This window comes from Streptomyces populi, from assembly GCF_002911015.1.
Lineage (GTDB): Bacteria > Actinomycetota > Actinomycetes > Streptomycetales > Streptomycetaceae > Streptomyces > Streptomyces populi.
The window spans coordinates 1-23,471 of record NZ_KZ626908.1 but is presented as its reverse complement, the minus strand read 5'-3'; the positions used below and the strand labels follow the sequence as shown (position 1 = coordinate 23,471).

Here is a 23,471-nt window from a genome sequence, read left to right as displayed (position 1 = left end):
CCGGAGGCGTCGAGTCACCGAAGCCGCCGATCCGGTTCGATCCCCCATGGAGCAGGAGGAGTTGTGTCGCTCGCAGCAACCGCCGAGCTGGTCGCCCGGACCGCCGGAGTCCGGACCGCCGTCGCCGCGTTCAACGTCATCACCCTGGAACACGTCGAGGCCGTCATAGCGGGGGCGGAATCGGCCGGCGCGCCCGTCGTGCTCCAGATCAGCGAGAACGCGGTCAAGTTCCGCCACGGCCGGCTGCTCCCGCTGGCCCGTGCCGCGACCGCCGCCGCCGAACGGGCCTCGGTGCCCGTCGCGTTGCACCTCGACCACGTGCGCAGCGACGACCTGCTGCGCCAGGCACCCGGTGCCGGGTTCAGCTCCGTCATGTACGACGCCTCGCGTCTGCCGTACGAGGAGAACCTCACCGCGACCCGGGCCGCCGCCGACTGGGCGCACGCCCGAGGCCTGTGGATCGAGGCCGAGTTGGGGGAGATCGGCGGGAAGAACGGTGAGCCGCCGCGGGACGCGCACGCCCCCGGCGCCCGCACCGACCCCGGGGAGGCCCGCGCCTTCGTGGCCGACTCCGGCGTGGACGCGCTGGCCGTGGCGATCGGCAGCTCGCACGCGATGACCACCCGGACCGCCGCCCTCGACCACGACCTGCTCGAACGCCTGGCCGCCTCGCTCGACGTCCCCCTGGTCCTGCACGGCTCCTCCGGGGTGCCCGACCGGGAACTCCGGGCGGCCGTCGAGGGCGGTATCGCCAAGGTCAACATCGGCACCGCGCTGAACATCGCGATGACCGGCGCCGTCCGGGAGTTCCTCGCGGCCGGTCCCGACGCCGTGGACCCGCGGAAGTACCTGGGCGTGGGGCGGGAGGCGATGGCGCGGACGGTGGCGGAACTCATCGGCGTGCTGCGGGGGTGAGACGCCCAGATGCCGCTACAGCGGGATATACGCCCCAAAGCGACCGCGTGGCGGGTGCCGCGTGGACCGGAAGCAACTTTCCGCACATGTGCTTTTGCTGTTACGGAGGTTCGAGTGGACGCCAAGGTGGCTAGGGTGAACAACCATGAGGAGGCCGAAAGAGCACGGCACGTTCGCGGGTGAGCCTTCGCCCCGGAGACCACCCGGGCGCGCGTCCGTACGCCTCATGGACGCGGGGGAGCAGGGGTTTGCGGTGTTTTCGGGGCAGGGCCGACGCTGGACCGGCCGGGGAACGGAGAAGGCCTTGAGCGGTCAACTTCTGGCTGATATCCGTATGTCGGCGCGCGACGACGAGTACGCCCCGGTGAACGGGGTGACGGCCGGACCGGGCCCGCGCACCGGCGCGCACCGGAGACCCGGCCCCCGCACACCTCTGGGCCCGATGTGAACGGACTGATCTACTATCTGGCCGCGGCCGTCCTCTGGATGGGGTTCGCCGCTCAGCTGCCCGACCTGTGGCGGCACCGCAGGGACCCGCTCAAGCGGTCGTTCTGCGCCGTCATCCTGCTGTCGGGCCTCTGCTTCGTGCTCGGCGCGCCGCCCACCGTCGCCCTCGTCAACCGCCTCACCGGCGTACCGAACATGGCGGCGCCACTGGCCTACGGCGCGGTGACCGCCTTCGGCGCGGCCTCCCTCATCCTCATCGTGCACTGGCGCGGCAGCGACCCCGTCCAGGTGCGACGCACGTCCCGGGCCTGGCTGTTCAGCTACCTCGGAGTGATCGTCGCCGAGGGCGTCCTGTTCTCGCTGGGCGACACCCCGGTCGAGCGCCGGGCCGACTTCGACACCTACTACGCCTCGACGCCGTTCATCCGGGAGATGATCGTGCTGTATCTGATGGCGCACACGGTGGCCGCGGTGACGACGACCATGCTGTGCTGGAGCTGGATAGGGAAGGTGAAACGCTGGACCCGGGGCTCGTTGGCCCTGCTCGTGCTGGGCTGGCTCTTCACCAGCGCCTACAGCGTCGTCAAGTTCGTGGCGCTGACCGCCCATTGGCTCGGACGCCACTGGGACGGGCTCAGCACCAGCGTCGCGCCGCTGGTGGCGGTCGGTTCCTGTCTGGCCTCGGCCGGCTACATCCTTCCCCTCGTCGGCCCGCGCATCGACTCGGCCGTCACGTTCGTGCGTCTGCGTCCGCTGTTCCGCCTGCTGGCGGGGCCGGCCGGCCGTCGGCGCTGCGTCACGGAACTGTCGTGGCGGACGATCGGCGACGTCGAACTGCGGCTCACCACACGGGAGACCGCCATCCGTGACGGCCTCAAGCGGCTCGCCGGACAGCTCGACGACCAGGTGCGGCAGACCGCCTACCGGGACGCGATGGCCGCCGGGTCCTCCGCGGCCGAGGCCGAGGCGATCGGGACGGCCGCGATGGTCGCCGTGGCCGCCCTCGCCGAGGCCCCGGCCTCCGTGCCGGAGACCGGCACCATCGGCATCTCGGTCGGTGACGTCGACGTGGTGGTCTCGGTCGGCGCGCGCGTGCGACGGCCGGCCGCCGGTTCGCGGTCGTTGGACACGTGCCAGCCGTCCTTGCTGAGCCTGTCCAAGGCGGTGCGCACGCCGATCGTGGACGCCGCGGTCCAGTCACGGATGACCGCGGTGCGACAGCTGTCCTGACCGCGCCCGGCACCAGGGTCCGCGCGTCGGCCGCCCGGGACGCCCGTCCGGACGCCCGTACGCCGACCGGGTGGAGGCCCGGAGGGCGAGGCGCCGCCCCCCGCCCGCCGTCGGACGGGCCGCGGGACCGAGCCCTCCGTCACACGGCGAGCGGGCCCATGGAGTTCACGAAGGCGCTCTCCTGGGGGGTCAGCGGCGGCCCGGTCAGGGGCTCCATGACGGGTCCCTTCAGCGTGGCCAGAAGCAGCTCGGGGTGGACGAGGCGGCTCGTGTCCTCCTGGAGCGTGATGACCTTGCACATGGCCGCGGACACGGCGTACGAGGTGGTCGCCACGCGCGCCATCCGGCCCATGTAGCCGCTGAGCAACCGGTCCACGAGCGTCGGAGCCCGGCCGACGACCTCCGGGAACCACTGGTCCTGGGAGGTGCTCATCGTGTAGGCGGCCGCGACGGACCTGGCGGCCGCCCGCTGCACGTCGTGGGCGAAGCCCGGAGCGGTGACGTCGGTCTGCCGCAACTGCCGGCTCAGTGCCAGGGCGCCCAGGGCCGCGACGGACATGCCCTGGCCGTAGACGGGGTTGTAGGTGGCGACGGCGTCACCGAGCACCACCAGGCCCTCGGGCATGGCCGCCTTCTCGAACTCGCGGCGCCTGTTGCGGGTGCTGCGGCTGAGGAACACCTCGCTGAGCGGCTCGGCGGCGGAGATGAGCTGCCCGATGAGCGGGTGGCGCAGGCCGAGGGCGAAGTCGGTGAACGCCCCGGGATCGGCGCCGGGTTCGCCGCCGCGGGTACCCGCCAGGCTGACCAGCCAGCGTCCGCCCTCGATCGGCACCAGATTCCCCGAACGCCCCGGCCGGGACGTGGTCGGGTCCGCCTCGACCTGCGTCAGCGGGAAGCCCTCGGCGCCCCACGGGACGCGGAACAGCCGGCTGGCGTAGACGAGACCCGAGTCGACCTCGTCGGTGGGCACGTCCGTCACGCCGAGCCCTTCGAGCCAGTGCTCGACACGTGATCCGCGTCCGCTCGCGTCGACGACGAGATCGGCGCGCAGGTCCTCCTCGAGACCTTCGGCGAGGATGCGTACACCGGTGACCCGGTCGGCGGTCCCGAGCAGGGACAGCGCCTCGGCCCGGCGGACCACGACGGGAGTGGTGCTCAGGACCGCGTCGCGCAGTGTCCAGTCGAGCAGGTCGCGGCTGCAGCAGGTGAGCAGCAGGTCGTCGGTCACGGTCGGCCAGCGCCGGTACCAGCCCTGCGGGCCGAAACCCAGCATGCCGGTCAGGGACTGTTCGTGAGCCCCCGAGGCGAGCAGGCGCCCGTGCACGTCCGCCACCGGAAGCAGCTCCCGGATGGCGTCGCGTCCGCTGGGCAGCAGGATGTGGGCATGCCGTGCCTGCGGGGTCCGCTTGCGCGGGGACGGCCCGTCGGGCAGTTCGTCGCGCTCCAGGACGATCACCTCGTCCATGGAGCGGAACAGGGCCGCGGCGGCGAGCATGCCGGCCATGCTCCCACCGATGACGACAGCGCGGCGCGACATGATTCCCCCGGTTCTCATTGGTGATCGGCATCACTCTACGGTCGTAGGCGCAGGTGTCCAGGGGTGATCATAAAGTGAGGGAATTCTGTCCTCCGCGAGGAGTTCGGGTCTCCCTCCGCGAGCCGGTTCCGGTCGGTCGGCCTACCTGCCCGCGTCCTTCTTCACGGCCCGGAGGATCACGAACTTGGCGTCGCCCGCGACCAGTTCGCTGTTGCCGAAGAGCCGGCGCAGCTTCAGGTGGTAGCCGAGGTGACGATTCCCGATCACCCACAGCTCGCCACCGGGCCGCAGTGCCCGCCGTGCGTGCGAGAACATCCGCCAGGCGGTCGTGTCCGTCGTCGCCTGGTGGGAGTGGAACGGGGGGTTGTTCAGGACGAGGTCGACACTCCCGGAAGGCACTCCCTCCAGCCCGTCGGTGACACGGAACTCGGCCCGTCCGCCGGCGTTCGCCCGGTGGGTCGCCTCCGCCGAGGCCACCGCCTGGTACGACTCGTCGGCGAACAGCACCTCGGCCTCGGGATTGACCAGCGCCATGGCCGTGCCGAGCACGCCGTTGCCGCAGCCCAGGTCCACGACCCGCTCCGCGCCCCGGCTGCGCGGCAGGTGCGCCAGGAAGAAGCGGGTGCCGATGTCGAGGCGGTCGGCGCAGAAGACGCCCGCGTGGTTGACGACCGTGCGGCCGGAGACCGGGCCGACGTCGTCGGGCAGCCGGTAGCTGTACGGCCAGGGGTTGGCCTTCCGGGCGATCCCCCGGAGCGGGGTGCAGAAGATCAGCCGGGCCTTCTTCTCGGCCAGCGACGTGCGCGTCGGACCGAGGATCCGCTCGAAGAGGTGCAGCGTCGAGGTGTGGATCTCCTTGACCATCCCGGTGCCGACGACGACCGTCCCCTCGTGCACGCCGGGCGCCAGCCGGTGCAGCTGGTCCTCCAGCAGGCCGAGGCTCTTGGGCACCCGTACGAGCAGCACGTCGATCCGCTCGGGAGGCGGGTCCTGGGTCGTGAGGAGCCGGACCGCGGACTCCTCGGCACCGGCCCGCGCCAGATTCGAGCGGGTCGCCTCCCGCGCCAGGTGGGAGTCGGTGATCTGCGTCGGCCGCCGCGCGGACAACGCGGTGGTGAGCGCGCCCCACCGGTCGCCGACGATCACGACCGGGCCCGTCAGCGGGGTGCCGCTCTCCGCGAGGTGCCGCAGCAGATACGTGTCGGCGGCGTCCCAGGCGCGCAGCCGGTCGCGGGGGTCCTCGGGGAAGCGGGCGAGGTCGTACTCGCCCCAGGGCGTCGTCATCCGGTCGTTCATGGTGGGTCAAGGCTAAGCGACCCGGGCCGCCCGGAGTGCGCGAGGATGGGGGCATGTCGATGGACGCGGAGCTGTTCCCGCGCGGCAGGAGGGAGATCGCGCCCGGCGCCGTGCACCTCCCGGACTGGCTGGACGCCGGACGCCAGCGGCACCTGCTGGAAGCCTGCCGCGGCTGGGCCCGCCCGCCCGCGGGCCTGCGCACGGTCCGTACCCCCGGTGGCGGCACGATGACCGCGCGGCAGGTCTGTCTGGGCCGGCACTGGTACCCGTACGGCTACGCGCGCACGGTGGTCGACGGCGACGGTTCGCCGGTGAAGCCCTTCCCCGGCCGGCTCGGCGAGCTGGCCCGCGAGGCGGTCACGGACGCCCTCGGCCCCGGCGCCCCCGGAGCGGATCCGGCCACCGTGTACGACATCGCGCTGATCAACTTCTACGACGCCGAGGCCCGTATGGGCATGCACCGCGACAGCGACGAATCGTGCGACGCCCCGGTCGTGTCGCTGAGCCTGGGCGACACCTGCGTCTTCCGGTTCGGCAACACGGAGTCCCGGACACGGCCGTACACCGACGTCGAACTGCGCAGCGGCGACCTCTTCGTGTTCGGCGGCCCGTCACGGCTCGCGTACCACGGAGTGCCGAAGGTGCACGCGGGCACGGCCCCCCACGAGTTGGGGCTGACCGGACGGCTGAACCTCACCCTCCGGGCGAGTGGCTTCCCGCCGGAGCCCGCGCGGTAGCGGCGGACACGCTCGTGGCCGCGCGGAGCCGTCGTGACCGGACGGGCCCCGCGCGAGCGGATCATGGGAGACTCGCCCTCATGAACGGCAAGGCGGGCCCCCGGACGGCGGGGGATGGCAGCACGCGGACACGGCTCGACCGGGGGCGCGGAGCGCTCGGACCGGCGCTGGAACTGGTGCACACCGGGCGCGCGCCGACGCGTGCCGTGCTGACCGCCGAGCTGGGCGTCACCCGGGCGACCGCGGGCGCGGTGGCCGCCGAACTGGAGGCGCTGGGGCTGATCAGGGTCGACGCGCGGCCGGGTGCCGCCGCCGGTTCGCAGGGACGGCCCTCGCACCGGCTGGAGGTCGCCGACGACGGACCGGTCGCGCTGGCCGCGCAGGTGCACGCCGACGGGTTCCGTGCCGCGCTGGTCGGTCTCGGCGGCCGGATCGTCGCGACCGCGCCCGGCTGCGAGACCGTCGACGCGGACCCGGCGAAGGTGCTCGGCTCGGTCGTCGACGCGGGCGCCGAACTGCTCCGCGAGACCGGGCGCCGCTGCGTGGGCGCCGGGCTCGCCGTACCGTCGGCCGTCGCCGAACCCGAGGGGCTCGCGCTCAACCCGCTGCACCTGGCCTGGCCCGCCGGCTCGCCCGTCCGGGAGATCTTCGCCGAGCGGGTGCGCGCCGCCGGGATCCAGGGACCGGCGTTCGCCGCCAACGACGTCAACCTCGCCGCCCTCGCCGAGCACCGGCACGGAGCGGGCCGGGGCGCCCGCGACCTGCTGTGCGTGGCCACCGGACACCGGGGCGTCGGCGGCGCCCTGGTGCTCGACGGGCGTCTGCACACCGGCAGTTCGGGGCTCGCCCTCGAGGTCGGCCACCTCACGGTCAATCCCGAGGGCCGCCCCTGTCACTGCGGAAGCCGCGGCTGCCTCGACGTCGAGGCCGACCCGCTGGCCTTCCTCACCGCGGCCGGCCGGACCCCGGGCCCCGAGGTGTCGCTGCTCCAGCAGTCCAACGAACTGATCCGCGACGAGAGCGCCGATCCGGCCGTGCGCACGGCCATCGAGGCGCTGATCGACCGCCTGGGCCTCGGCCTCGCGGGCCTGGTCAACATCCTCAACCCGGACCGCATCATCCTCGGCGGACTGCACCGCGCCCTGCTGGACGCCGACCCGGACCGGCTGCGCGCCGTCGTCGCCGACCGCAGCCTGTGGGGACGCAGCGGCGGGGTGCCGATCCTCGCCTGCACCCTGGACCACAACAGCCTGGTCGGAGCGGCCGAGCTGGCCTGGCAGCCGGTGCTGGACGACCCGCTGAAGGCGCTGCCCGTCTGACCCTCACGAGCGCCAGGGCACGGCGAAGGCGCGGCCGGCGTTCTCGGTGAGGATCCGGTCCACCAGCTCCTTCCCCAGGGCGAGTTCGAGCCTCGGGCGGACGCGGCGCAACAGGTACGGCATTCCCGGGCCGCCGTCGACCGAGCGGGCCGCCGCGGTCGTCGTGTCGCCGCCGAGCAGCAGCCGGTCGCCGAAACCGGCGTCGGCGAGGGCCCGTAGGGCATCCGGCATGCGCCAGTCGGTGCCGTGGTGGGCCCGGGAGGGGCCGTCGAAGGCGAGATAGGCGCCAGAGGCGGCGGCCTCGCGCTGCACCACGAGGTCCGGGGAGCGGTTGAGGTGGCCCAGGATCACCCGGTGCGGCGGCACGCCCGCCTCGCCGCACAGCAGGTCGAGCACGTCGAGCGCTCCGGTGCCCAGCTCCAGGTGCACGGCGATCGGCGCGCCGGTGGCGTGGTGGGCCTCGGCCGCGGCGGCCATCGTCCGGCGGGCGTGCGCGTCCAGGGCGTGGAAGCCGCCCGCGACCTTGACCAGCCCGGCCCGGACCCCGGTCGGCCCGATGCCCGTCGTGAGCTCGGAGACGAAGACGTCGGCCAGCCTCCCGCGCACCTCTTCGAGCAACCGCGGTGCGTAGTGGGCCGCTTGGTGCAGTCCGGTCGCCGCGACGACGTGGACGCCGGTGTCGCGGGAGACCGCCGGCAGGTCCGCGACGCGCCTGCCGAGCCCGTACGGGGTCCACTGGACCACGCTGCCCCCGCCCCGCGCGCGGAACGCGGCCAGTTCGGCCCGCGCGGCGGCCGCGTCGCACAGTTCCTGGCCCGGGAGCAGGGGGCTGGCGAAGAAGAGATGGTCGTGCGCGTCGCACACCCCGAGGTCCTCGGGGAGCACATCGCCCAGCACCGTACGGACCAGGGCCGCCGGGCTCACCACTGCCGGCCCCGGGGCAGCCGGTCACGGCCGGGCTCGGACACGTGCAGCACCTGGAAGACCTCTCCCGGCGCCGTCGGCCGGTCGTGGTCCCAGAGCGAGAAGTGCACGACCTCCCAGTGCCGTGGATCGACGGCGGCACCGGCGCACACCGCCCCGTCCAGCCCGGCCAGCCGTGCGGCCTCGCGCACCGCCTCCTCCATCGCCGCGGACAGCTCCACCTCCTCGGCGACGGGCCGGCGGCGGCGGACCGCGGCCCTGGCCGGCGATCCCGCGGCGCCGCCCTCCTCGTACGCGAGACCGGTCCAGTGCTGCACCACGGGGCGGCCGAAGTCGTTCACCAGGCCCTGGAACGCCCCGCCCCAGAGGAAGGAGTTCATGCCCTCGGCGGTGTCCCACAGGTAGAACGGCGCGTACTGGTTGACCGGGGAGCCGCCCACCCCGCGCTCGCGCATCAGATACGCCTTGACGCCGAGGCCGTCCCACGCGTCGAGCCGGTGGCCGACGCGGGCGACGCGGTCCCGGACGACGGTCATGTCGTAGTCGGCGGGAAACGTGACTTCGTACTGCAGGGCGTGCATGGAAAGGTCCTTCCTGGGGTTCGCGGGAAGCGCGGACGCCGGCCGGCCCTCGGCGCGGCGATGTCAGCCGAGGGGCGCCAGCAGGGCGAGCAGGCCCCGGACCGCCGTGTCGAAGGCGGCCGGTGAACCGGAGGCGCGCGCCAGGACGTAGCCGCCCTGGACGGTCGCGAGGATCGCCGAGGCGATCTCCCCGCTGTCGAGCGCGGGCGCGAACTGCCCCTGTTCCTTGCCCTCTTCGACGAGGGCGGCCAGCCGCCCTCGCAGCCAGGCCAGGGTCTCGTCGACCGGTGCGCGCAGTTCGTCGCTCGCGATCACGTCCGGGTCCATCGTGAGCCGCCCGACGGGGCAGCCGCGCAGGACGTCGCGCTCACGGCGCAGATAGGCCTCGATGCGCTCGTACGGCGATCCGGGCGAGCCGAGGACGCCCTCGGCCGCGGCCCGCATCTCCTCGGCGGTGCGGCGGATCGCGGCGAGCGCCAGATCGGGCTTGCCGCGGAAGTGGTGGTACATGCTGCCCTGCCCGGCGCCCGCGTGTTCCAGGATCGCCTTGGGGCTGGTGCCCACGTACCCGCGCTCCCACAGCAGTTCGCGCGTGGACTCGATCAGCCGGTCCGAAGTGCTCATGGACCCACTGTACATACCAGTAGGTACAGAAGGAGGGCGATCGGTCCACCACGGGGCGCCGGGCGGAGCAGCCCGGGGTGCCCGGCGTACTCCCCGGGAGGTACGCGCACGGCCGCTGGTCGTACGACGACGCGGACCCCCTGCCGGAGCGAGTCTCGAATCACCACCGAGAGATCCCGCGCCACGGCGTGGTTCCACCGAGGAGATGACCCGAGATGCAGACCCTGGCGAACTGGGACGGCGGCCCCGGCCCCTGGATCCTGTTCTTCCCGCTGATCTGGGCGGCCGTCGTGATCGGCGTCGTGACCGTCCTGCGGCGCACCGCCCGGTACGGACGCCGCGGCCCCTGGCGGGCGGCGGGCGGCTACGGCCCCGGCGGTTCCCCGGCCGCCGGTGACTCGCCGATCGCCGTGCTCGGCCGCCGCTTCGCCTCCGGAGAGATCGACGAGGACGAGTACTGGCGCCGCCTGTCCGTCCTCGACGAGCAGTTCGGACGCATGGACAAGGGCGGTACGGCATGACCACCGCGACCGCCCGCCCGGACGCGGCACGTGTCGTCGACGCCGTGAAGGTGTACGGCACCGGCGACACCGCCGTACGGGCCCTGGACGGGGTGAGCGTCGGCTTTCCGGCCGGCCGCTTCACCGCGATCATGGGGCCCTCCGGCTCCGGCAAATCCACCCTCATGCACTGCGCGGCCGGTCTCGACACCCTCACCTCGGGATCCGCCTACATCGGCGACACCGAGCTCGGCGCCCTCGACGACCGCCGGCTGACCCTGCTGCGCCGCGACCGGATCGGCTTCGTCTTCCAGGCGTTCAACCTGATCCCGACGCTCACCGTCGCCGAGAACATCGCCCTGCCCATGGACCTCGCCGGGACCAAGGGCTCCCGCGCGTGGACGGACGCCCTCGTCGACGTCGTCGGACTGCGCGACCGCCTCCACCACCGGCCGAGCGAGCTGTCCGGCGGACAGCAGCAACGCGTCGCCGTGGCGAGGGCGTTCGCCTCGGAACCCGACGTGGTCTTCGCCGACGAACCCACCGGCAACCTCGACTCCCGCTCCGGTCAGGAGGTCCTCGGCCTCCTCGGCCGGGCGGTGCGCCGGATGGACCGTACGGTCGTCATGGTCACGCACGACCCGGTCGCCGCCGCGCACGCCGACGAGGTGGTCTTCCTCGCCGACGGGCGTCTCGTGGACCGGATGGAGAACCCGACGGCCGACAAGGTCCTCGACCGCATGAAGGCCTTCGACGGCAAGGGCGCACCGGTATGAACGCCGCACTGCGCCTCAGCCTCTCGTCGCTGCGCGGCCACGGACGCCGTTTCGCCGGGACGTTCTTCGCCGTGTTCCTCGGCGTCGCCTTCCTGGCCGGAACCCTAGTCATGGGCGACACCCTGCGCGCCGGGTTCGACACGATGTTCGGCGAGGCGACCGAGGGCACCGACGCCGTCGTCCGCAGCGCGAACGTCATCACCACCCCGGGGGAGAGCCAGGGCGTCCGCGCGCCCGTCGGCACCGCTCTGGTCGAGACGATCGAGCGCGTCCCCGGTGTCGCGGCCGCGGCGCCCGACATCCAGGGCGCCGGCCAGCTCGTCGGCTCCGACGGCAGGCCCGTCGGCGGACAGGGGCCGCCCACCCTCGCGGGCAACTGGATCGGCGACCCGAAGCTCAACGCGTACCGGCTCGCCGAGGGCCGCGCCCCCTCGAAGTCCGGCGAGGTCGTCGTCAACAGGGGAGCCGCGAAGAAGGGCCGGCTGAAGATCGGCGACACGACGGTCCTGCGCACGCCCGACCCCGTCCGGGTGACGATCGTGGGCCTCGCCACCTTCGGCGGCGAGGACGGCATGGCCCAGGTGACGTTCACCGGAATGACACGGGCCGACGCCGAGAAGTACCTGACCGCGAAGCCCGGCGAGGCCACGGGCATCCGGGTGCGGGCCGGCCCCGGAGTCGGGCAGGAGGAGCTCGTCTCCGCCCTGACTCCCGTGCTTCCCAAGGGGGTCGAGGCCATCACGGGACAGGAGTCGGCGCAGGAGAACACCGACATGATCTCCAGCCGGTTCCTCACCCTGTTCACCACGCTCCTGCTCGTCTTCTCCGGCATCGCGCTCCTGGTGGCGACCTTCTCCATCCACAACACCTTCGCGATCGTCGTAGCCCAGCGCACCCGTGAGAACGCGCTGCTGCGCGCCCTCGGAGCCTCGCGCCGGCAGGTCACCGCCTCGACCCTGGCCGAGGCGAGCGCCGTCGCCGTGACCGCCTCGGCCGCGGGGATCGCGGGCGGGACCGGTATCGCGGCCGGACTCCAGGCGCTCTTTCCGGCCATCGGTTTCCCCTTCCCCGAAGGCGGCCTGGTGATCAGCGGCCTGTCCGTGCTGCTGCCGTTCTGCGTCGGCGTCGTGGTCTGTCTCGGCTCCGCCCTGCTCCCCGCCGCCCGCGCGGGACGGACCGCTCCGCTCGCCGCGCTGCGGGAGACGGCGGTCGACGAGTCCGGCGCCTCGCGCACCCGGGCCGCGGTCGGCGGGGGACTGGCCGCCCTGTCCGTGGGCGTCACCCTGACCGGTGTCCTGCTGACCCCATCCCTGTGGCTCGCCGGACTCGGCGCCGTGCTGGCCCTCGCCTCCTTCGTCGTCCTCGGCCCGGTCGCGTCCTCGGCCGCCGTGCGGGTGCTCGGTGCGCCGCTCGACCGGCTGCGCGGTGTCACGGGTTCACTCGCCCGGCGCAACGCGCTGCGCAGCCCCGGGCGGACCGCCGCGACCGCCGGCGCCCTGATGATCGGCGTCGCCGTCGTCTCGCTGTTCACGGTCTTCGGCGCCTCGCTCAAGGCCACCATGGACCGGACGGTCTCGCACTCCTTCGCCGGCGACGTCGCCGTCAGCACACCGTCGTTCGGAGCGGGCGGCAGCGGGCTCAGCCCGAGACTGGCCCCGGCTCTCGCACGGCAGCCCGCCGTCGAGCACGCCGTCGGACTGGGCAGGGGCGTCGCCGAGGTCGACGGCGAGGGCCGCGCACTGACGGTCACCGACCCCGTCACGCTCGGCGAGGTCTTCGACCTCGGCCACGTGCGGGGCTCACTGGGCGGCCTCGGCACCGACGGCATCGCGATCACCCGCCAGGAGGCCGCCCGGCGGCACCTGGACACCGGGGACACGACCCGCCTGACCTTCACCGACGGCCGGCGGGTGAACTTCACGGTCCGTGCCGTCTACGGCCGGTCGGAACTCGTGGGCGACTACGTCATCACCCGCGCCGCCTGGGCCCCGCACCGCACGCAGGACGCCGACACGCTCGTCGCCGTGGCCTTCGAGGACGGCGTGAGCACGGCCGACGGCAAGGCGGTGGTGCGGAAGGTCGCCGAGCGGTACGGCAGCCCCGAGGTGCAGACCCGGGACGAGTACGCGCGGTCGTCGGCGGCCGGCATCGACATGATGCTGACCCTGGTCTACGCGCTGCTCGCCCTCGCGGTGCTCATCGCCCTGCTGGGCATCGCCAACACCCTCACGCTCGCGATCCACGAGCGCACCCGGGAACTCGGCCTGCTGCGGGCCGTCGGACAGACCCGGGCGCAGTTGCGCGCCATGGTCCGCTGGGAGTCGGTCCTCGTGGCCGCCTTCGGCACGGCGGGCGGGCTCGCCCTCGGCGCCTTCCTCGGCTGGGTGCTGGTGGAGGCCTCCGACGGAGCGTCGGACAGTTCCTTCGCCTTCGCGCTCCCGCCGCTGCGTCTCGCGGTGGTGGCGCTGGTGGGTCTCGCCGCCGGCGCCCTCGCGGGACTGCGGCCGGCACGGCGGGCGGCGCGCCTGGACGTGCTGCGGGCCATCGCCACGGAATGAGCCGTCCGGTGCCGTACGGCGCCCCGTGGGCGGGCGGCGTACGCGAGGGGGTCACCGCCCGGTCAGCCGGCAACGGCCGACCGGGCGGGAGCGTGTTCCGGCCTGAGCACGTCGACGGTGTGCCGGAGCGTGACCTCGCTCGCGGTCTCGTACGGCGGACGGAGGGAAGCCGTCACCACGGGGGCGGACGCCGGAAGCGTGAACCACACGACCTTGCCCGACTCGCCGTCGGGCCGCACGCCCCAGCTCTCGCTTACCGCCGCGACCATGGCGAGGCCGCGTCCGCTGGTGGAACCGGGGTCGGCCTCGCGTATCACGGGAAGCCGGGGGTCGTGGTCGTGCACCGAGACCGTGAGGCGGTCGAGCAGCAACTCGATCTCGACGGTGCAGATCTTGTCCGGCCGGGCGTGCCGGTGGACGTTGGACAGCAGCTCGGTCACCCCGAGCGCGGCCCGGTCTATCAAGGGGTCCAGATGCCAGTAGCGCAACTGCGCAGATACGATTCTGCGGACCTGGCCGATCCGCGACGGCAGGGCTTGGAGCTCCACCGTGCAATGCCTGCTTGGCTGGCTGATCACGGCTGCGACTCCCCGAATTGAGGTCCGGAAGAAGACGGAGATCGGATCCAGCAGAGCGGTTGAGTGGAGCGGCCGCCTGCTGTGTGACCGGCGGGCTGGTTCGCAGCGTTATCGCCGGTAAACCCAGAGTGATGTTCACATCAGAGTGACCCAGGGGGCACGGTCCCGCAACTCGCGGTGCTCGTGGACGTGCGGCGGGCGCGGTCGGCGCGACCTCAGCCGCTGTGGCCCGCCGCCCTGCGGACCGCCTCGATGAAGCGGCGCGCCGACGGAGGTCCCGGCCGGCCGGGCGCCGGATCGTGCTCGCCGAGCGTGAGCGAGTACCGCGTGCCGTTGACGTCCGCCAACGCCCGGTCCTCGTGCGCGAACCAGGGTTTCGAGGCGCGCACCGCCTGCACCGGCGCACTGTCGATCTCGCTGCCGTAGCTGGTGAGCAGTTCCAGCCTGCCGTCGCTGATCCGGACCTGTCCGGCCCGGGTGAGCGAACGCAGCCTCTTCCCGATCCGCACGCCTGTGGCAGTGAACTCCGGCTCCGCCATGACGCTCCGCCCCCTCGTGGGCTCCGGCTGTGCCCTGTCGTGACCCAGTGTGCATCCGTGTCGGGGGCGATCGCCCCGCGCGGTGCAGTCTGCCCGCAGGTGGCGTCGAGCACCAGTGCGTGCGGCGAGGCGGTGCAGGTGGCGGGAGCAAAGGCCGGGATGCGCCCCCCGGACCCGGGTCCCCCCGCCCCCTGATCCAGGTTCCCGGTGCCTTGCCCCAGGGGTGTCTTTGGGCTGCTCAAAGGTGTGTTTATGCAGGTGAGAAGCTTGCGGAAGGTGCTTATGATCGAGGTGTCCGACCAGTTGAAGCGGCGTCGGCGCCCTGCGTTAGGAACCTTCCCGTGAGCACTGTCCAGCCGATCCGGACCGGCGAGACCCTCGATGTCGACCGCAGCGACGCGGAGTACCGGAGCTGGCTCAAAGAAGCCGTGCGCAAGGTCCAGGCGGACGCGAACCGCTCGGCGGACACGCATCTGCTCCGCTTCCCGCTGCCCGAGGAGTGGGGCGTCGACCTGTACCTGAAGGACGAGTCGACCCACCCCACGGGCAGCCTCAAGCACCGCCTGGCCCGTTCGCTCTTCCTGTACGGCCTGTGCAACGGCTGGATCCGGCCCGGCCGCCCGGTGATCGAGGCGTCCAGCGGCTCGACGGCCGTGTCCGAGGCCTATTTCGCGGGCCTCGTCGGGGTGCCCTTCATCGCGGTCATGCCCCGCACCACGAGTGCCGAGAAGATCAGGCTGATCGAATTCCACGGCGGGCAGTGCCACTTCGTGGACGACTCGCGCAAGCTCTACGAGGAGTCCGCCGCTCTCGCGGACCGGACCGGCGGCCACTACATGGATCAATTCACCTATGCGGAAAGGGCCACGGACTGGCGCGGGAACAACAACATCGCCGAATCCATTTTCCGCCAGCTGGCCCTCGAACGATTCCCGGAACCCGCGTGGATCGTCGCCACGGCCGGTACCGGCGGCACCTCGGCGACCCTCGCCCGCTACGTCCACTACATGCAGGCGGACACCCGTATCTGCGTCGCCGACCCGGAGAACTCCTGTTTCTTCGAGGGCTGGACCACCGGCGACGCGGACGTCACCTGCGACCGCGGTTCGCGCATCGAGGGCATCGGCAGGCCGCGTGTCGAGCCGAGCTTCGTGCCCGGGGCCATCGACCGCATGATGAAGGTGCCGGACGCGGCGAGCGTCGCCGCCGTACGCGCCCTGGAGCAGGCCATCGGCCGCAAGGCGGGCGGCTCGACCGGCACCGGCCTGTGGAGCGCCCTGAAGATCGTCGCCGAGATGGTGGCCGAGGGACGCAGGGGGAGCGTGGTGACGCTGCTGTGCGACCCGGGGGACCGTTATCTCGACAAGTACTACTCGGACGAGTGGCTGGCCGGACAGGGCCTGGACATCGCGCCGTACACGGCGGCGATCGACTCCCTGCTGGAGACGGGCGTCTGGCCGGCCTGACCGTGGACGGCGTGGCACATGGACACGGACGCGAGGCCGTCCGGCATCCCTGGGGGAGAGCCCGGTCGGTGACCAGGGGCCGGGCCGGAGACTTGAGACGGGGGCCGTCCCCCGAGGCGCGGGAGGTGACGGCCTGACGGCCGGGCCGACGGTTCAGGCGGACGTCGACGCGAGCCGCCGGTCCAGTGCCGTCACCGCGTCGCGGAAGGCGCGGCCCAGGCCGCTCCGTCCCGCGGTGAGCGTCGCCCGGAACAAGGCGGTTCCGTCGGCGGCGAAGGTCCACTGCACGCGCGTCCCCCGGCCCGCGGGCGTCAGCCGCCACTCCTCGACCAGGGCGCGGAGCCCCGGCGCGTTCGTGCTGTCCACCCGGTACGCGTACACCTCGGGAGCCCTGGCGACCAGGACGGTCTCCTCGAAACGTCCTCCGCCGCGGAGCCGCACCTCGCGCCCGGTGCCGTCGGCGGTGGGCCGGGCGAGCGTCACCGCCGAGAACCACTCGCTCCAGCCGGACACGTCCTCGGCGAGCGCGGAGAAGACGGCCTCGGGAGGGGCGGCGACCTCCCGGGCGAACACCAGCCGCAGCGCGGCGGTCTCGACGAAGCCGGGCCCCACCGGACGCAGCCGACGTGCCATGAGCGAACCCCCTCGCGGTCGGCCGCGAGCGGCGGCCCGGCGCACCCGCGCCACGGACGACGCCGACGGGGCGACCGGCGGCGCGGGCAGCGTCACCTTAGCTGGCGGGCCGTCAGATGTCTGTATCGTCCTCGGGTTCGCCGGCCACCACCAGGCGCCGCAGGTGCTCCGAGATCTCCGCACGGGCGTCGGCGGGCATGCCGCCGTCGGTCACCAGCGTGTCGACCTGGTCCAGCGCGGCGAACGAACTGAGGCCCACCGTGCCCCACTTGGTGTGGTCCGCGACCACGATGACACGGCGCGCGGACTGCACGAGCCGCCGGTTGGTCTCCGCCTCCGCGAGGTTCGGCGTCGACAGCCCCGCCTCCGCCGATATGCCGTGCACACCGAGGAAGAGGACGTCGAAGTGCAGGGCCGCGATGGCCTGATCGGCCACCGGTCCGACGAGCGAGTCGGAGGGGGTGCGCACCCCGCCGGTCAGGACGACGGTAGCGGCCCCCTGGCGCTGACCGGAGGTGCGCTGCGCCGAGTGGAACACGTCGGCCACACGTACCGAGTTGGTGACCACGGTCAGATCCGGGACGTCCACCAGATGATGGGCCAGCGCGTACGTCGTCGTACCACCGGAGAGGGCGATCGCCGAGCCCGGCGCGACCAACTCGGCCGCGGTCCGCGCGATGTCCTCCTTGGCGGTCAGCTCCAGACCCGACTTGGCCTCGAAGCCCGGTTCGTGCGTGCTCGCCTCGGCCACCGGTACCGCGCCGCCGTGCACCTTCTCGACGGCACCCTGACGGGCCAGCGCGTCGAGGTCACGGCGGACCGTCATGTCGGAGACGCCGAGCCTTCGCGTCAGCTCGTTCACACGGACACCACCACGGCGACGCACCTCGTCGAGGATCAGGGCGCGACGCTGCTCCGCGAGGAGGTTCTGATTCTCACTCACGACCGCTCCGGTCCTTTCGCCGCTGCCTGCCCGACTCCGTCCGAACCCACTCCCACGTGGACATTCTCCTTGCCCGAGGTCTGGAGGATGCCCCATCCTCGCACGGGACACCCTCGGTCGCGCCACTGCCTGCGCGCCCGCTGTGCGCCTCCTGTGCCGCCGCATTCACACGTATCGGGGAGATTTGGTGCCTCCGGGTGTGCACGAGGACCGGAGCGCGAGAGCCTTGTGCCTGCACATGACACCTGAGACACGCGTGGCACGGGGAAGTGCGGAACAGTGGAACGTGCACGGGAACACGCCGTCGACGGGGAGCCCGGCAGCCCCGTACGGCGGCCCGCAACGGCCGACAGTGCCCTGGAACTCCTGGTCCACGGGGTAGGCGGCACCACGCCGGAGGAGATGCTGAACGACCCGCGGACGGTCCGGATCACCGGCGACGCGACGGCCGCCGTCTTCCGGCGCGCCGACGACACCGACGCCGAGGAGCGCCCCGGGGACCACCGCGGGGGACCGGTGCGCGAGGCGTACGTGTGGTGCAACCTCACCTCCGGCAACGGCGCCCGTGCCCTGTGGCTCCTGCTGCTGCCGTTCATGGTCGTCAACCTCGCGCACTGGATGCGCCCCGCCTCGCTCGGTCACGGACGGACGGTGCGCCTGTACGGGCTGCTGGTCCGCCTCGCCGGACTCACGCTCACGGTGCTGCTGGTCGCCGCGGCCTGCGAGGTCGCCCTCGACCTGGCCGCCTGGCAGTGCGCGGGTACCCGCCTGTGCGTGCGCAACCACTCCTGGCTCGGATTCCTCTCCCCGGACCGGTCCGACGCCGGCTGGTGGAGCCAGCCGGGCCGCCGTCTCGCCCTGGCCTCCCTGGTGCCCGCGGCGCTCACCACGCTCCTGTGGTACCTGTCCCACCGCACCTGGAGCGCGTACGAGTCGCAGCAGCCGATGGCCCGCGCCGCCGAGCACGACGAGGAGACCGACGGCACCGGACTCGGCCGCCCCGGCTTCTGGTACGGACGCCGCCTGGTGGCCCGGCTGCGCGCCGCGCACACCGCCGCCGGATTCCTGACCGTCGCCGCGGCCGTGGGCTCCCCGGCCGCCCACCACGACCGCGCCCGGGGCGGGCCCGCCGCACTGGAGGTCCTGGGCGGCCTCCTGAACGCAACGCTCGTGGCGGCCGGGGCCGTTGTGCTGTGGGTGGTCTGCCGCCGCGGACGCAGCGAGAACCGGATCGACCACGGACGCGACCTGGCGCTCGTGCGCCGGCTGCCGCTGGGCTCGCTCGCCCTGCTCGTCCTCGCCCTGGTGTACGCCGGCTGGTCGCGGCCCCACTGGCACTCGGCCGGGCGTCTGCCGGGCGACGCCACGTTCGGCGGCCTCACCCTCGCGCAGGGTCTGCTCGTGATCGCCCTGTGCGTGGTCGCCCGGACCCTGTACCGCACGGCCCCCCGGGCCGCGGACGCGTGCCGGACAGCGGGCGGCACTCCCGCCCCGCGCGCCGCGATGCGCGGCTTCGCGGGGCCCGCCGTCGCCATGCTGGCCTGCGCGCTCGGCGGCGTGATGTCCGGAGGGGTCTCCCAGCGGGTCGCCGACTGGCTCGACGGCACCCGCCACTCGATCCCCGGCCCGCCCGTCCTGCTCACCTGGCAGGCCTCCGTGATCCCGCCGCTGCTCGTCGTCCTGCTCGCCCTCATCGGCTGGCTCGCCCGGCGTACCTGGCAACTGCGCCGCCGCGAGATGAGCGCCGTCGAAGGCGAGTACCCGGGCGAGGCCGAGGACTCCGCTCGTACCCGCCGTATCGCGAGCACGCGCGCGATGGCCGCCCTCACCGACCGGGCGCCGCTGATGGTCGGCGTCGTCTCGTCAGCGACCCTGCTGCTCGGGGCCTGCGCCCTGGCCGGGGCCCTCGCCACCGGCGACGCCCCGAGCGAGGCGGCGCGAGGGACGAACGGCTTCGTCCACGGCGCGGCCGAGACCGCACAGGCACTGGGCTCCTGGCTGATCGGCCTCGGCTTCATCCTGTTCGTCACCTGGGGCCGGCGCGCCTACAAGGACCCGGCCGCCCGCCGCACCATCGGCATCCTCTGGGACGTCGGCACCTTCTGGCCGCGCGCCGCCCACCCCTTCGCGCCGCCCTGCTACGCCGAGCGCGCCGTCCCGGACCTCACCTGGCGCATGGCCACGTGGACCCGGGCGACTGGCGGACGGCTCGTCCTCTCCGGACACTCCCAGGGCAGCGTGCTGGCGGCCGCCGCGGCCTGGCAGCTCGAGCCCGCGGCACGGGGGAGGGTCGCGCTGCTCACCTACGGCTCACCGCTGGAGCGCCTGTACGGCCGCTGGTTCCCGGCCCACTTCGGTCCCGCGGCGCTGGCCTCGCTGCACCGCGAGGTCGCCTGCTGGCGCAATCTGTACCGTCGCACCGACCCGATCGGCGGGCCCGTCCGGCTGCCCGGCGACTGCGGTCCCGAGGTCGACCACGAACCCTTGAAGGACCCGCTCGCCTACGGCCGCACCGAGTGGCAGCCGCTGCCCGCGCCGGTGCTCGGCCACTCCGACTACCAGGCGGACCCGGTCTTCGCCGACGAGCGCGAACTCCTGCTGGAGCGACTGCTGCCCGAGGTGCCGGACCAGCGCCCCCGCGAGAACGCTCAGGGCAGTTCCGGAAGGTCCTCCGAGTAGAGCAGGGTCAGGTCGTCCGTGCTCGGCTCCTCCAGCTTGGCGACCCGGCCCGCGTGCCGCTCCAGCATCGCCTCGAACGTCTGCCGCGCGGTGCGGCCGTTGCCGAAGGCGGGCCCTCTCGGGATGGAGGTGAAGTACTTCAGGACCGCCTCGGGCGCGCCCGGACCCAGCCGGTACTCGTGCTCCTCGGCCTGTTGCTCCACGATCCGCAGCAACTCGGTGGGGAGGTAGTCGTTGAAGGTGATCGTCCGTGAGAAGCGGGACGCCACACCGGGGTTGACCGACAGGAACCGCTCCATCTCGGCGGTGTACCCGGCGACGATCACGACCACCGCGTCCCGGTGGTCCTCCATCAGCTTCACCAGCGTGTCGATCGCCTCGCGCCCGAAGTCGCGGCCCGAGTCCTCCGGCGACAGTGCGTACGCCTCGTCGATGAACAGCACACCGCCGCGCGCCCGATCGAACGCCTCCTGGGTGCGGATCGCGGTCGATCCGATGTGCTCACCGACCAGGTCCACCCGGGACACCTCGACGAGATGTCCCTTCTCCAGCACGCCCAGCGAGGCCAGGATCTCGCCGTACAGCCGGGCGACGGTCGTCTTGCCCGTGCCGGGGGAGCCGGTGAAGACGAGATGGCGCCGGGCGGACGCCGCCTTGAGGCCCGCCTGCTGCCGGCGCCGGCCCACCTCGATCATGTCGGTGAGGGCACGTACCTCGCGCTTGACGTTGTCCAGGCCCACCAGCGTGTCGAGTTCACCGAGGACGATCTTCGATCCACGGGTCGCGGGGGCGGGCTCCGCGCCGGTGACGAGCGGTTCCCGCTCGGTGCTGCGCTGGCCGGGGATCGTGCCCGGCGGACTCACGGACGAAGCCGAGGTCTCGACGGCCGTCGCGTGCGCCGGGGTGCGCAGCGAGGCGCTCTCGTCGCTCGAGCAGTCCTCGACCACGGGCCCCGAACCGGGGGCCGAGCCCGGGTCGGCGAACTCGTAGCCCCCGCGAGCGCACCGCTCCGTCCGGCACTTGCGCAGGGTGGCCCGGCAGCCGTCGATCACATGGAAGCCGTAGCCCCCGCTGTCCGCCACCCGGCAGTTCAGGAAGCTGCCCCGGCCGTCCGCCGACACGTAGAAGCCCGCCTCGGCGGGCGAGGTGACCGTGCAGCGCTCGAAGGCCGGATCGGCGCCCTTGGTGACGATCACGCCGGTCTGTGTGGCGTCGATGACGCAGCCGGACAGATTGCCGCCGCTGCCGTGGTCGCGGAACCAGGCTCCCGTCGCGGCCTCGCGGATGCGGCAGTCGTCGAGCTGCGCGGTCGCGCCGTCGCTCACCGACACCGCGGTGTTGCGCACCTGGGAGATGTCGCAGTCGACGACGTCCGCGCGTGAGCCCCGGTCGAGGACGAACAGGGCGTCCGGCACGTCGTGCACCCGGCACGAGTCCAGTACGGCGGTCGCCCCGTCGCTCACCCACACCGCGGGATAGTCGCCCGTGCTGTCGAAGATCTCGCACTGGTTGGCGTCCACCCGGGTGCCCGGGTCCCAGACCGACAGGCCGTTGCGCCCGAACTGCCGCACGCTCGTACGGGTCAGGGTGAGCACCGAGCGGGAACGCAGGTCGACGGCGTTCTCCGGGATGTCGTGGATGCGGCAGTCGGCGAGCGTGAGCACGGCGTCCGTGTCGAGGGTGACGCCGTCCGCGGTCGTCCGGTGCACGTCGCAGTCGGTGAGGTGGGCCGTGGCCCGGGCGGTGATCTGCACCCCGGAGCCCTTGACCTCGTACACCTCGCAGCCGACCGCCTCCAGCGAGGAGTTCTCGCCGGTCGCCGACAGCCCCGCACCGGATGTGTGGTGCACCCGGCAGCGCTCGAGGCGCGGACGCGCGCCCCCGCGGACCACGACCCCCGACTGGCCGGCCGCCACGACCTCGCACTCCTCGAACACCCCGCCGCCGCCGTCCAGTACGGCGATGCCGACGCCCGCGGGGTTGTCGACGCTGCAACGGCGCACGGTCGGGCGGGCGCCGCCGCGGACCTCGATCCCGGCCGCGGAGCGCGTGACGATCCGCACGTCCAGCAGTTCCGGGGTGCCCTCCTCGACGAGCAGCGCGGGCGAGGCGGAGTCCTGGCCCTCCACATGCAGGTCCTGGACGACGGCGGAGGCGCGCAGGGTCAACGCCACACCGTCGATCGGCGCGATCCGCACGGAGCCCGGGGAACCCTCGGGGCCGCGCAGCGTCACCGCGCGCTCCACCACCAGGTTCTCCCGGTAGGTGCCGGGAGCGACGGTCAGCACATCACCCTCGGCCGCGGCCTCCAGGGCGGCGGCCAGCGAAGCGTACTCACCCGTGCGGCGCCGCCACCGCGAGGTTCCGGTGTGCGTCACCTGGACCGTGCCCTGTGCCATGGCGCTGTTGTGCCCCCACCTCGTCGTACGCGGGTCCCGCGAGGTCGTGCTGATGCCCCGTCGGCGGGGATCCCGGCCCTGCCGGACAGCCTCTCACGACGGTGCCGAACGGTTCGGCCGGTCCACCGTAGCGTGCGCGGGGGTGCCCGGTTGACCGGAGCGGCAAGGCGTCAGCTGCCGGTGTCTGCCTTGCCCCAGTCGGGACCCGCCTCGGCCCAGGCCCGGTCCCATCGGGCGTGACGCCGGCGGATCATGTGCCACAGGATCAACCGCCTTGTGCCTTCGAGGAGTCCGGCCGACAGCACGGCCGCACCGAAACCGGCCAGCGCGGAGTGCGCGGTCGCGGTGGCACCGTCCAGCGGGCGGCCCATTATTCGGCCGTGCCGGTCGGTCCAGATCGAGAACCGGTCCCCCGGGAGCGGCGATTTGAGGCCGGCGATCACCGTGCCGTGCCGAGGGGTGCCGTCCGGCGCCGTCCAGTCGGCCACGACCCGGCTGTGCGCGCCCCGTCCCGACGGGGTCTCGGGATCGGGCGCGAGCGGGCCCCGGGACAGCTTCCTGACGACGACGGCCGCCACGTGGTGCCGGTCCTTGCGCTGGTCGCGCACGGCCTTCTGCAGCGTTCCCTGCACCGAGACCCCCACGGCCGCTCCGGCCAGGGGCGCCGCGACCAGCACGAGCAGGAGCGCGGCCAGGGCCAGCCAGGCTTCCACGAGATCCGTCGTACGGCACAGTGGATTGCGCCGCCAGCGCCAGAGACCGATGATCGCGCGCACCGTCCCGCACCCCC

The 23,471-nt window shown here is 73.3% G+C and carries 20 protein-coding genes; 9 read left to right on the top strand and 11 right to left on the bottom strand.

Going from position 1 to position 23,471, the window contains the following annotated elements; translation table 11 throughout:
• The first annotated feature begins 63 nt into the window (after positions 1-63).
• On the top strand, positions 64-915 hold the full coding sequence (locus tag CW362_RS28570; protein ID WP_103552487.1) for a class II fructose-bisphosphate aldolase: 852 nt from the start codon (positions 64-66) through the stop codon (positions 913-915).
• A gap of 444 nt (positions 916-1,359) precedes the next feature.
• Positions 1,360-2,592: a DUF6545 domain-containing protein gene (locus CW362_RS28565; RefSeq protein ID WP_240658080.1), complete on the top strand. Its 1,233-nt coding sequence runs from the start codon at positions 1,360-1,362 to the stop codon at positions 2,590-2,592.
• A gap of 139 nt (positions 2,593-2,731) precedes the next feature.
• On the opposite strand, the gene CW362_RS28560 is transcribed toward CW362_RS28565, so the two are convergent.
• Both CW362_RS28560 and CW362_RS28555 read right to left on the bottom strand, forming a co-directional pair.
• Complete coding sequence (locus tag CW362_RS28560; protein WP_103552486.1) at positions 2,732-4,129, bottom strand: FAD-dependent oxidoreductase; 1,398 nt, start codon at positions 4,127-4,129, stop codon at positions 2,732-2,734.
• Positions 4,130-4,270: 141 nt separating this feature from the next.
• Entirely contained in the window at positions 4,271-5,425 is a 1,155-nt protein-coding gene (locus CW362_RS28555) for a methyltransferase (protein WP_206301075.1), read from the bottom strand.
• Between the two features lie 59 nt (positions 5,426-5,484).
• Between CW362_RS28555 and CW362_RS28550 the strand changes: the two genes are divergently transcribed.
• Positions 5,485-6,162 carry an alpha-ketoglutarate-dependent dioxygenase AlkB family protein gene (locus CW362_RS28550; RefSeq protein WP_103552504.1) on the top strand — a complete coding sequence of 226 codons (678 nt, stop codon included), beginning with the start codon at positions 5,485-5,487 and terminating at the stop codon, positions 6,160-6,162.
• An 80-nt stretch (positions 6,163-6,242) separates the two neighbouring features.
• Entirely contained in the window at positions 6,243-7,481 is a 1,239-nt protein-coding gene (locus CW362_RS28545; protein WP_103552484.1) for an ROK family protein, read from the top strand.
• A 3-nt stretch (positions 7,482-7,484) separates the two neighbouring features.
• Here the strand turns inward: CW362_RS28545 and CW362_RS28540 are convergent, their stop codons facing one another.
• The 3 genes from CW362_RS28540 to CW362_RS28530 all read right to left on the bottom strand — a co-directional run bounded on the left by CW362_RS28540 (position 7,485) and on the right by CW362_RS28530 (position 9,625).
• Positions 7,485-8,408, bottom strand: a complete 924-nt coding sequence (locus tag CW362_RS28540) for a phosphotriesterase family protein (protein WP_240658079.1) — start codon at positions 8,406-8,408, stop codon at positions 7,485-7,487.
• A complete protein-coding gene (locus CW362_RS28535; RefSeq protein WP_103552483.1) occupies positions 8,402-8,986 on the bottom strand; it encodes a DUF4865 family protein in 585 nt (194 codons plus the stop codon). The genes CW362_RS28540 and CW362_RS28535 overlap by 7 nt, the downstream gene beginning before the upstream one ends.
• A gap of 63 nt (positions 8,987-9,049) precedes the next feature.
• Positions 9,050-9,625, bottom strand: coding sequence for a TetR/AcrR family transcriptional regulator (locus CW362_RS28530; protein WP_103552482.1), 576 nt, complete (start codon positions 9,623-9,625; stop codon positions 9,050-9,052).
• Between the two features lie 200 nt (positions 9,626-9,825).
• Here CW362_RS28530 and CW362_RS28525 point away from each other — a divergent pair, with 200 nt between their 5' ends.
• From CW362_RS28525 to CW362_RS28515, 3 genes are read left to right on the top strand one after another with little or no spacing between them, the layout of a single operon-like run.
• The gene (locus CW362_RS28525; RefSeq protein ID WP_103552481.1) at positions 9,826-10,131 is read left to right on the top strand and encodes an SHOCT domain-containing protein; all 306 of its coding nucleotides are present in this window, start codon (positions 9,826-9,828) and stop codon (positions 10,129-10,131) included.
• Entirely contained in the window at positions 10,128-10,886 is a 759-nt protein-coding gene (locus tag CW362_RS28520) for an ABC transporter ATP-binding protein (RefSeq protein ID WP_103552480.1), read from the top strand. Before CW362_RS28525 ends, CW362_RS28520 begins: the two co-directional genes overlap by 4 nt.
• Positions 10,883-13,444: an ABC transporter permease gene (locus CW362_RS28515; protein ID WP_103552479.1), complete on the top strand. Its 2,562-nt coding sequence runs from the start codon at positions 10,883-10,885 to the stop codon at positions 13,442-13,444. Before CW362_RS28520 ends, CW362_RS28515 begins: the two co-directional genes overlap by 4 nt.
• 62 nt (positions 13,445-13,506) lie before the next feature.
• Here CW362_RS28515 and CW362_RS28510 read toward each other — a convergent pair whose 3' ends face one another.
• Complete coding sequence (locus CW362_RS28510; protein WP_103552478.1) at positions 13,507-14,022, bottom strand: ATP-binding protein; 516 nt, start codon at positions 14,020-14,022, stop codon at positions 13,507-13,509.
• 215 nt (positions 14,023-14,237) lie between these two features.
• Positions 14,238-14,561 carry a hypothetical protein gene (locus tag CW362_RS28505; RefSeq protein ID WP_103552477.1) on the bottom strand — a complete coding sequence of 108 codons (324 nt, stop codon included), beginning with the start codon at positions 14,559-14,561 and terminating at the stop codon, positions 14,238-14,240.
• Between the two features lie 341 nt (positions 14,562-14,902).
• Between CW362_RS28505 and cds1 the strand changes: the two genes are divergently transcribed.
• Positions 14,903-16,027, top strand: coding sequence for an L-cysteine desulfhydrase Cds1 (cds1, locus tag CW362_RS28500; protein WP_103552476.1), 1,125 nt, complete (start codon positions 14,903-14,905; stop codon positions 16,025-16,027).
• 153 nt (positions 16,028-16,180) lie between these two features.
• Here the strand turns inward: cds1 and CW362_RS28495 are convergent, their stop codons facing one another.
• Both CW362_RS28495 and CW362_RS28490 read right to left on the bottom strand, forming a co-directional pair.
• Positions 16,181-16,660: an SRPBCC family protein gene (locus CW362_RS28495; RefSeq protein WP_103552475.1), complete on the bottom strand. Its 480-nt coding sequence runs from the start codon at positions 16,658-16,660 to the stop codon at positions 16,181-16,183.
• A 112-nt stretch (positions 16,661-16,772) separates the two neighbouring features.
• Entirely contained in the window at positions 16,773-17,603 is an 831-nt protein-coding gene (locus tag CW362_RS28490; RefSeq protein ID WP_103552474.1) for a DeoR/GlpR family DNA-binding transcription regulator, read from the bottom strand.
• 279 nt (positions 17,604-17,882) lie between these two features.
• Here CW362_RS28490 and CW362_RS28485 point away from each other — a divergent pair, with 279 nt between their 5' ends.
• Positions 17,883-20,282: a hypothetical protein gene (locus CW362_RS28485; protein ID WP_103552473.1), complete on the top strand. Its 2,400-nt coding sequence runs from the start codon at positions 17,883-17,885 to the stop codon at positions 20,280-20,282.
• On the opposite strand, the gene CW362_RS28480 is transcribed toward CW362_RS28485, so the two are convergent.
• Entirely contained in the window at positions 20,252-22,681 is a 2,430-nt protein-coding gene (locus tag CW362_RS28480) for a right-handed parallel beta-helix repeat-containing protein (RefSeq protein ID WP_103552472.1), read from the bottom strand. The genes CW362_RS28485 and CW362_RS28480 overlap by 31 nt on opposite strands.
• 170 nt (positions 22,682-22,851) lie before the next feature.
• A complete protein-coding gene (locus tag CW362_RS28475) occupies positions 22,852-23,457 on the bottom strand; it encodes an Rv1733c family protein (RefSeq protein ID WP_103552471.1) in 606 nt (201 codons plus the stop codon).
• Positions 23,458-23,471: the final 14 nt, after the last annotated feature.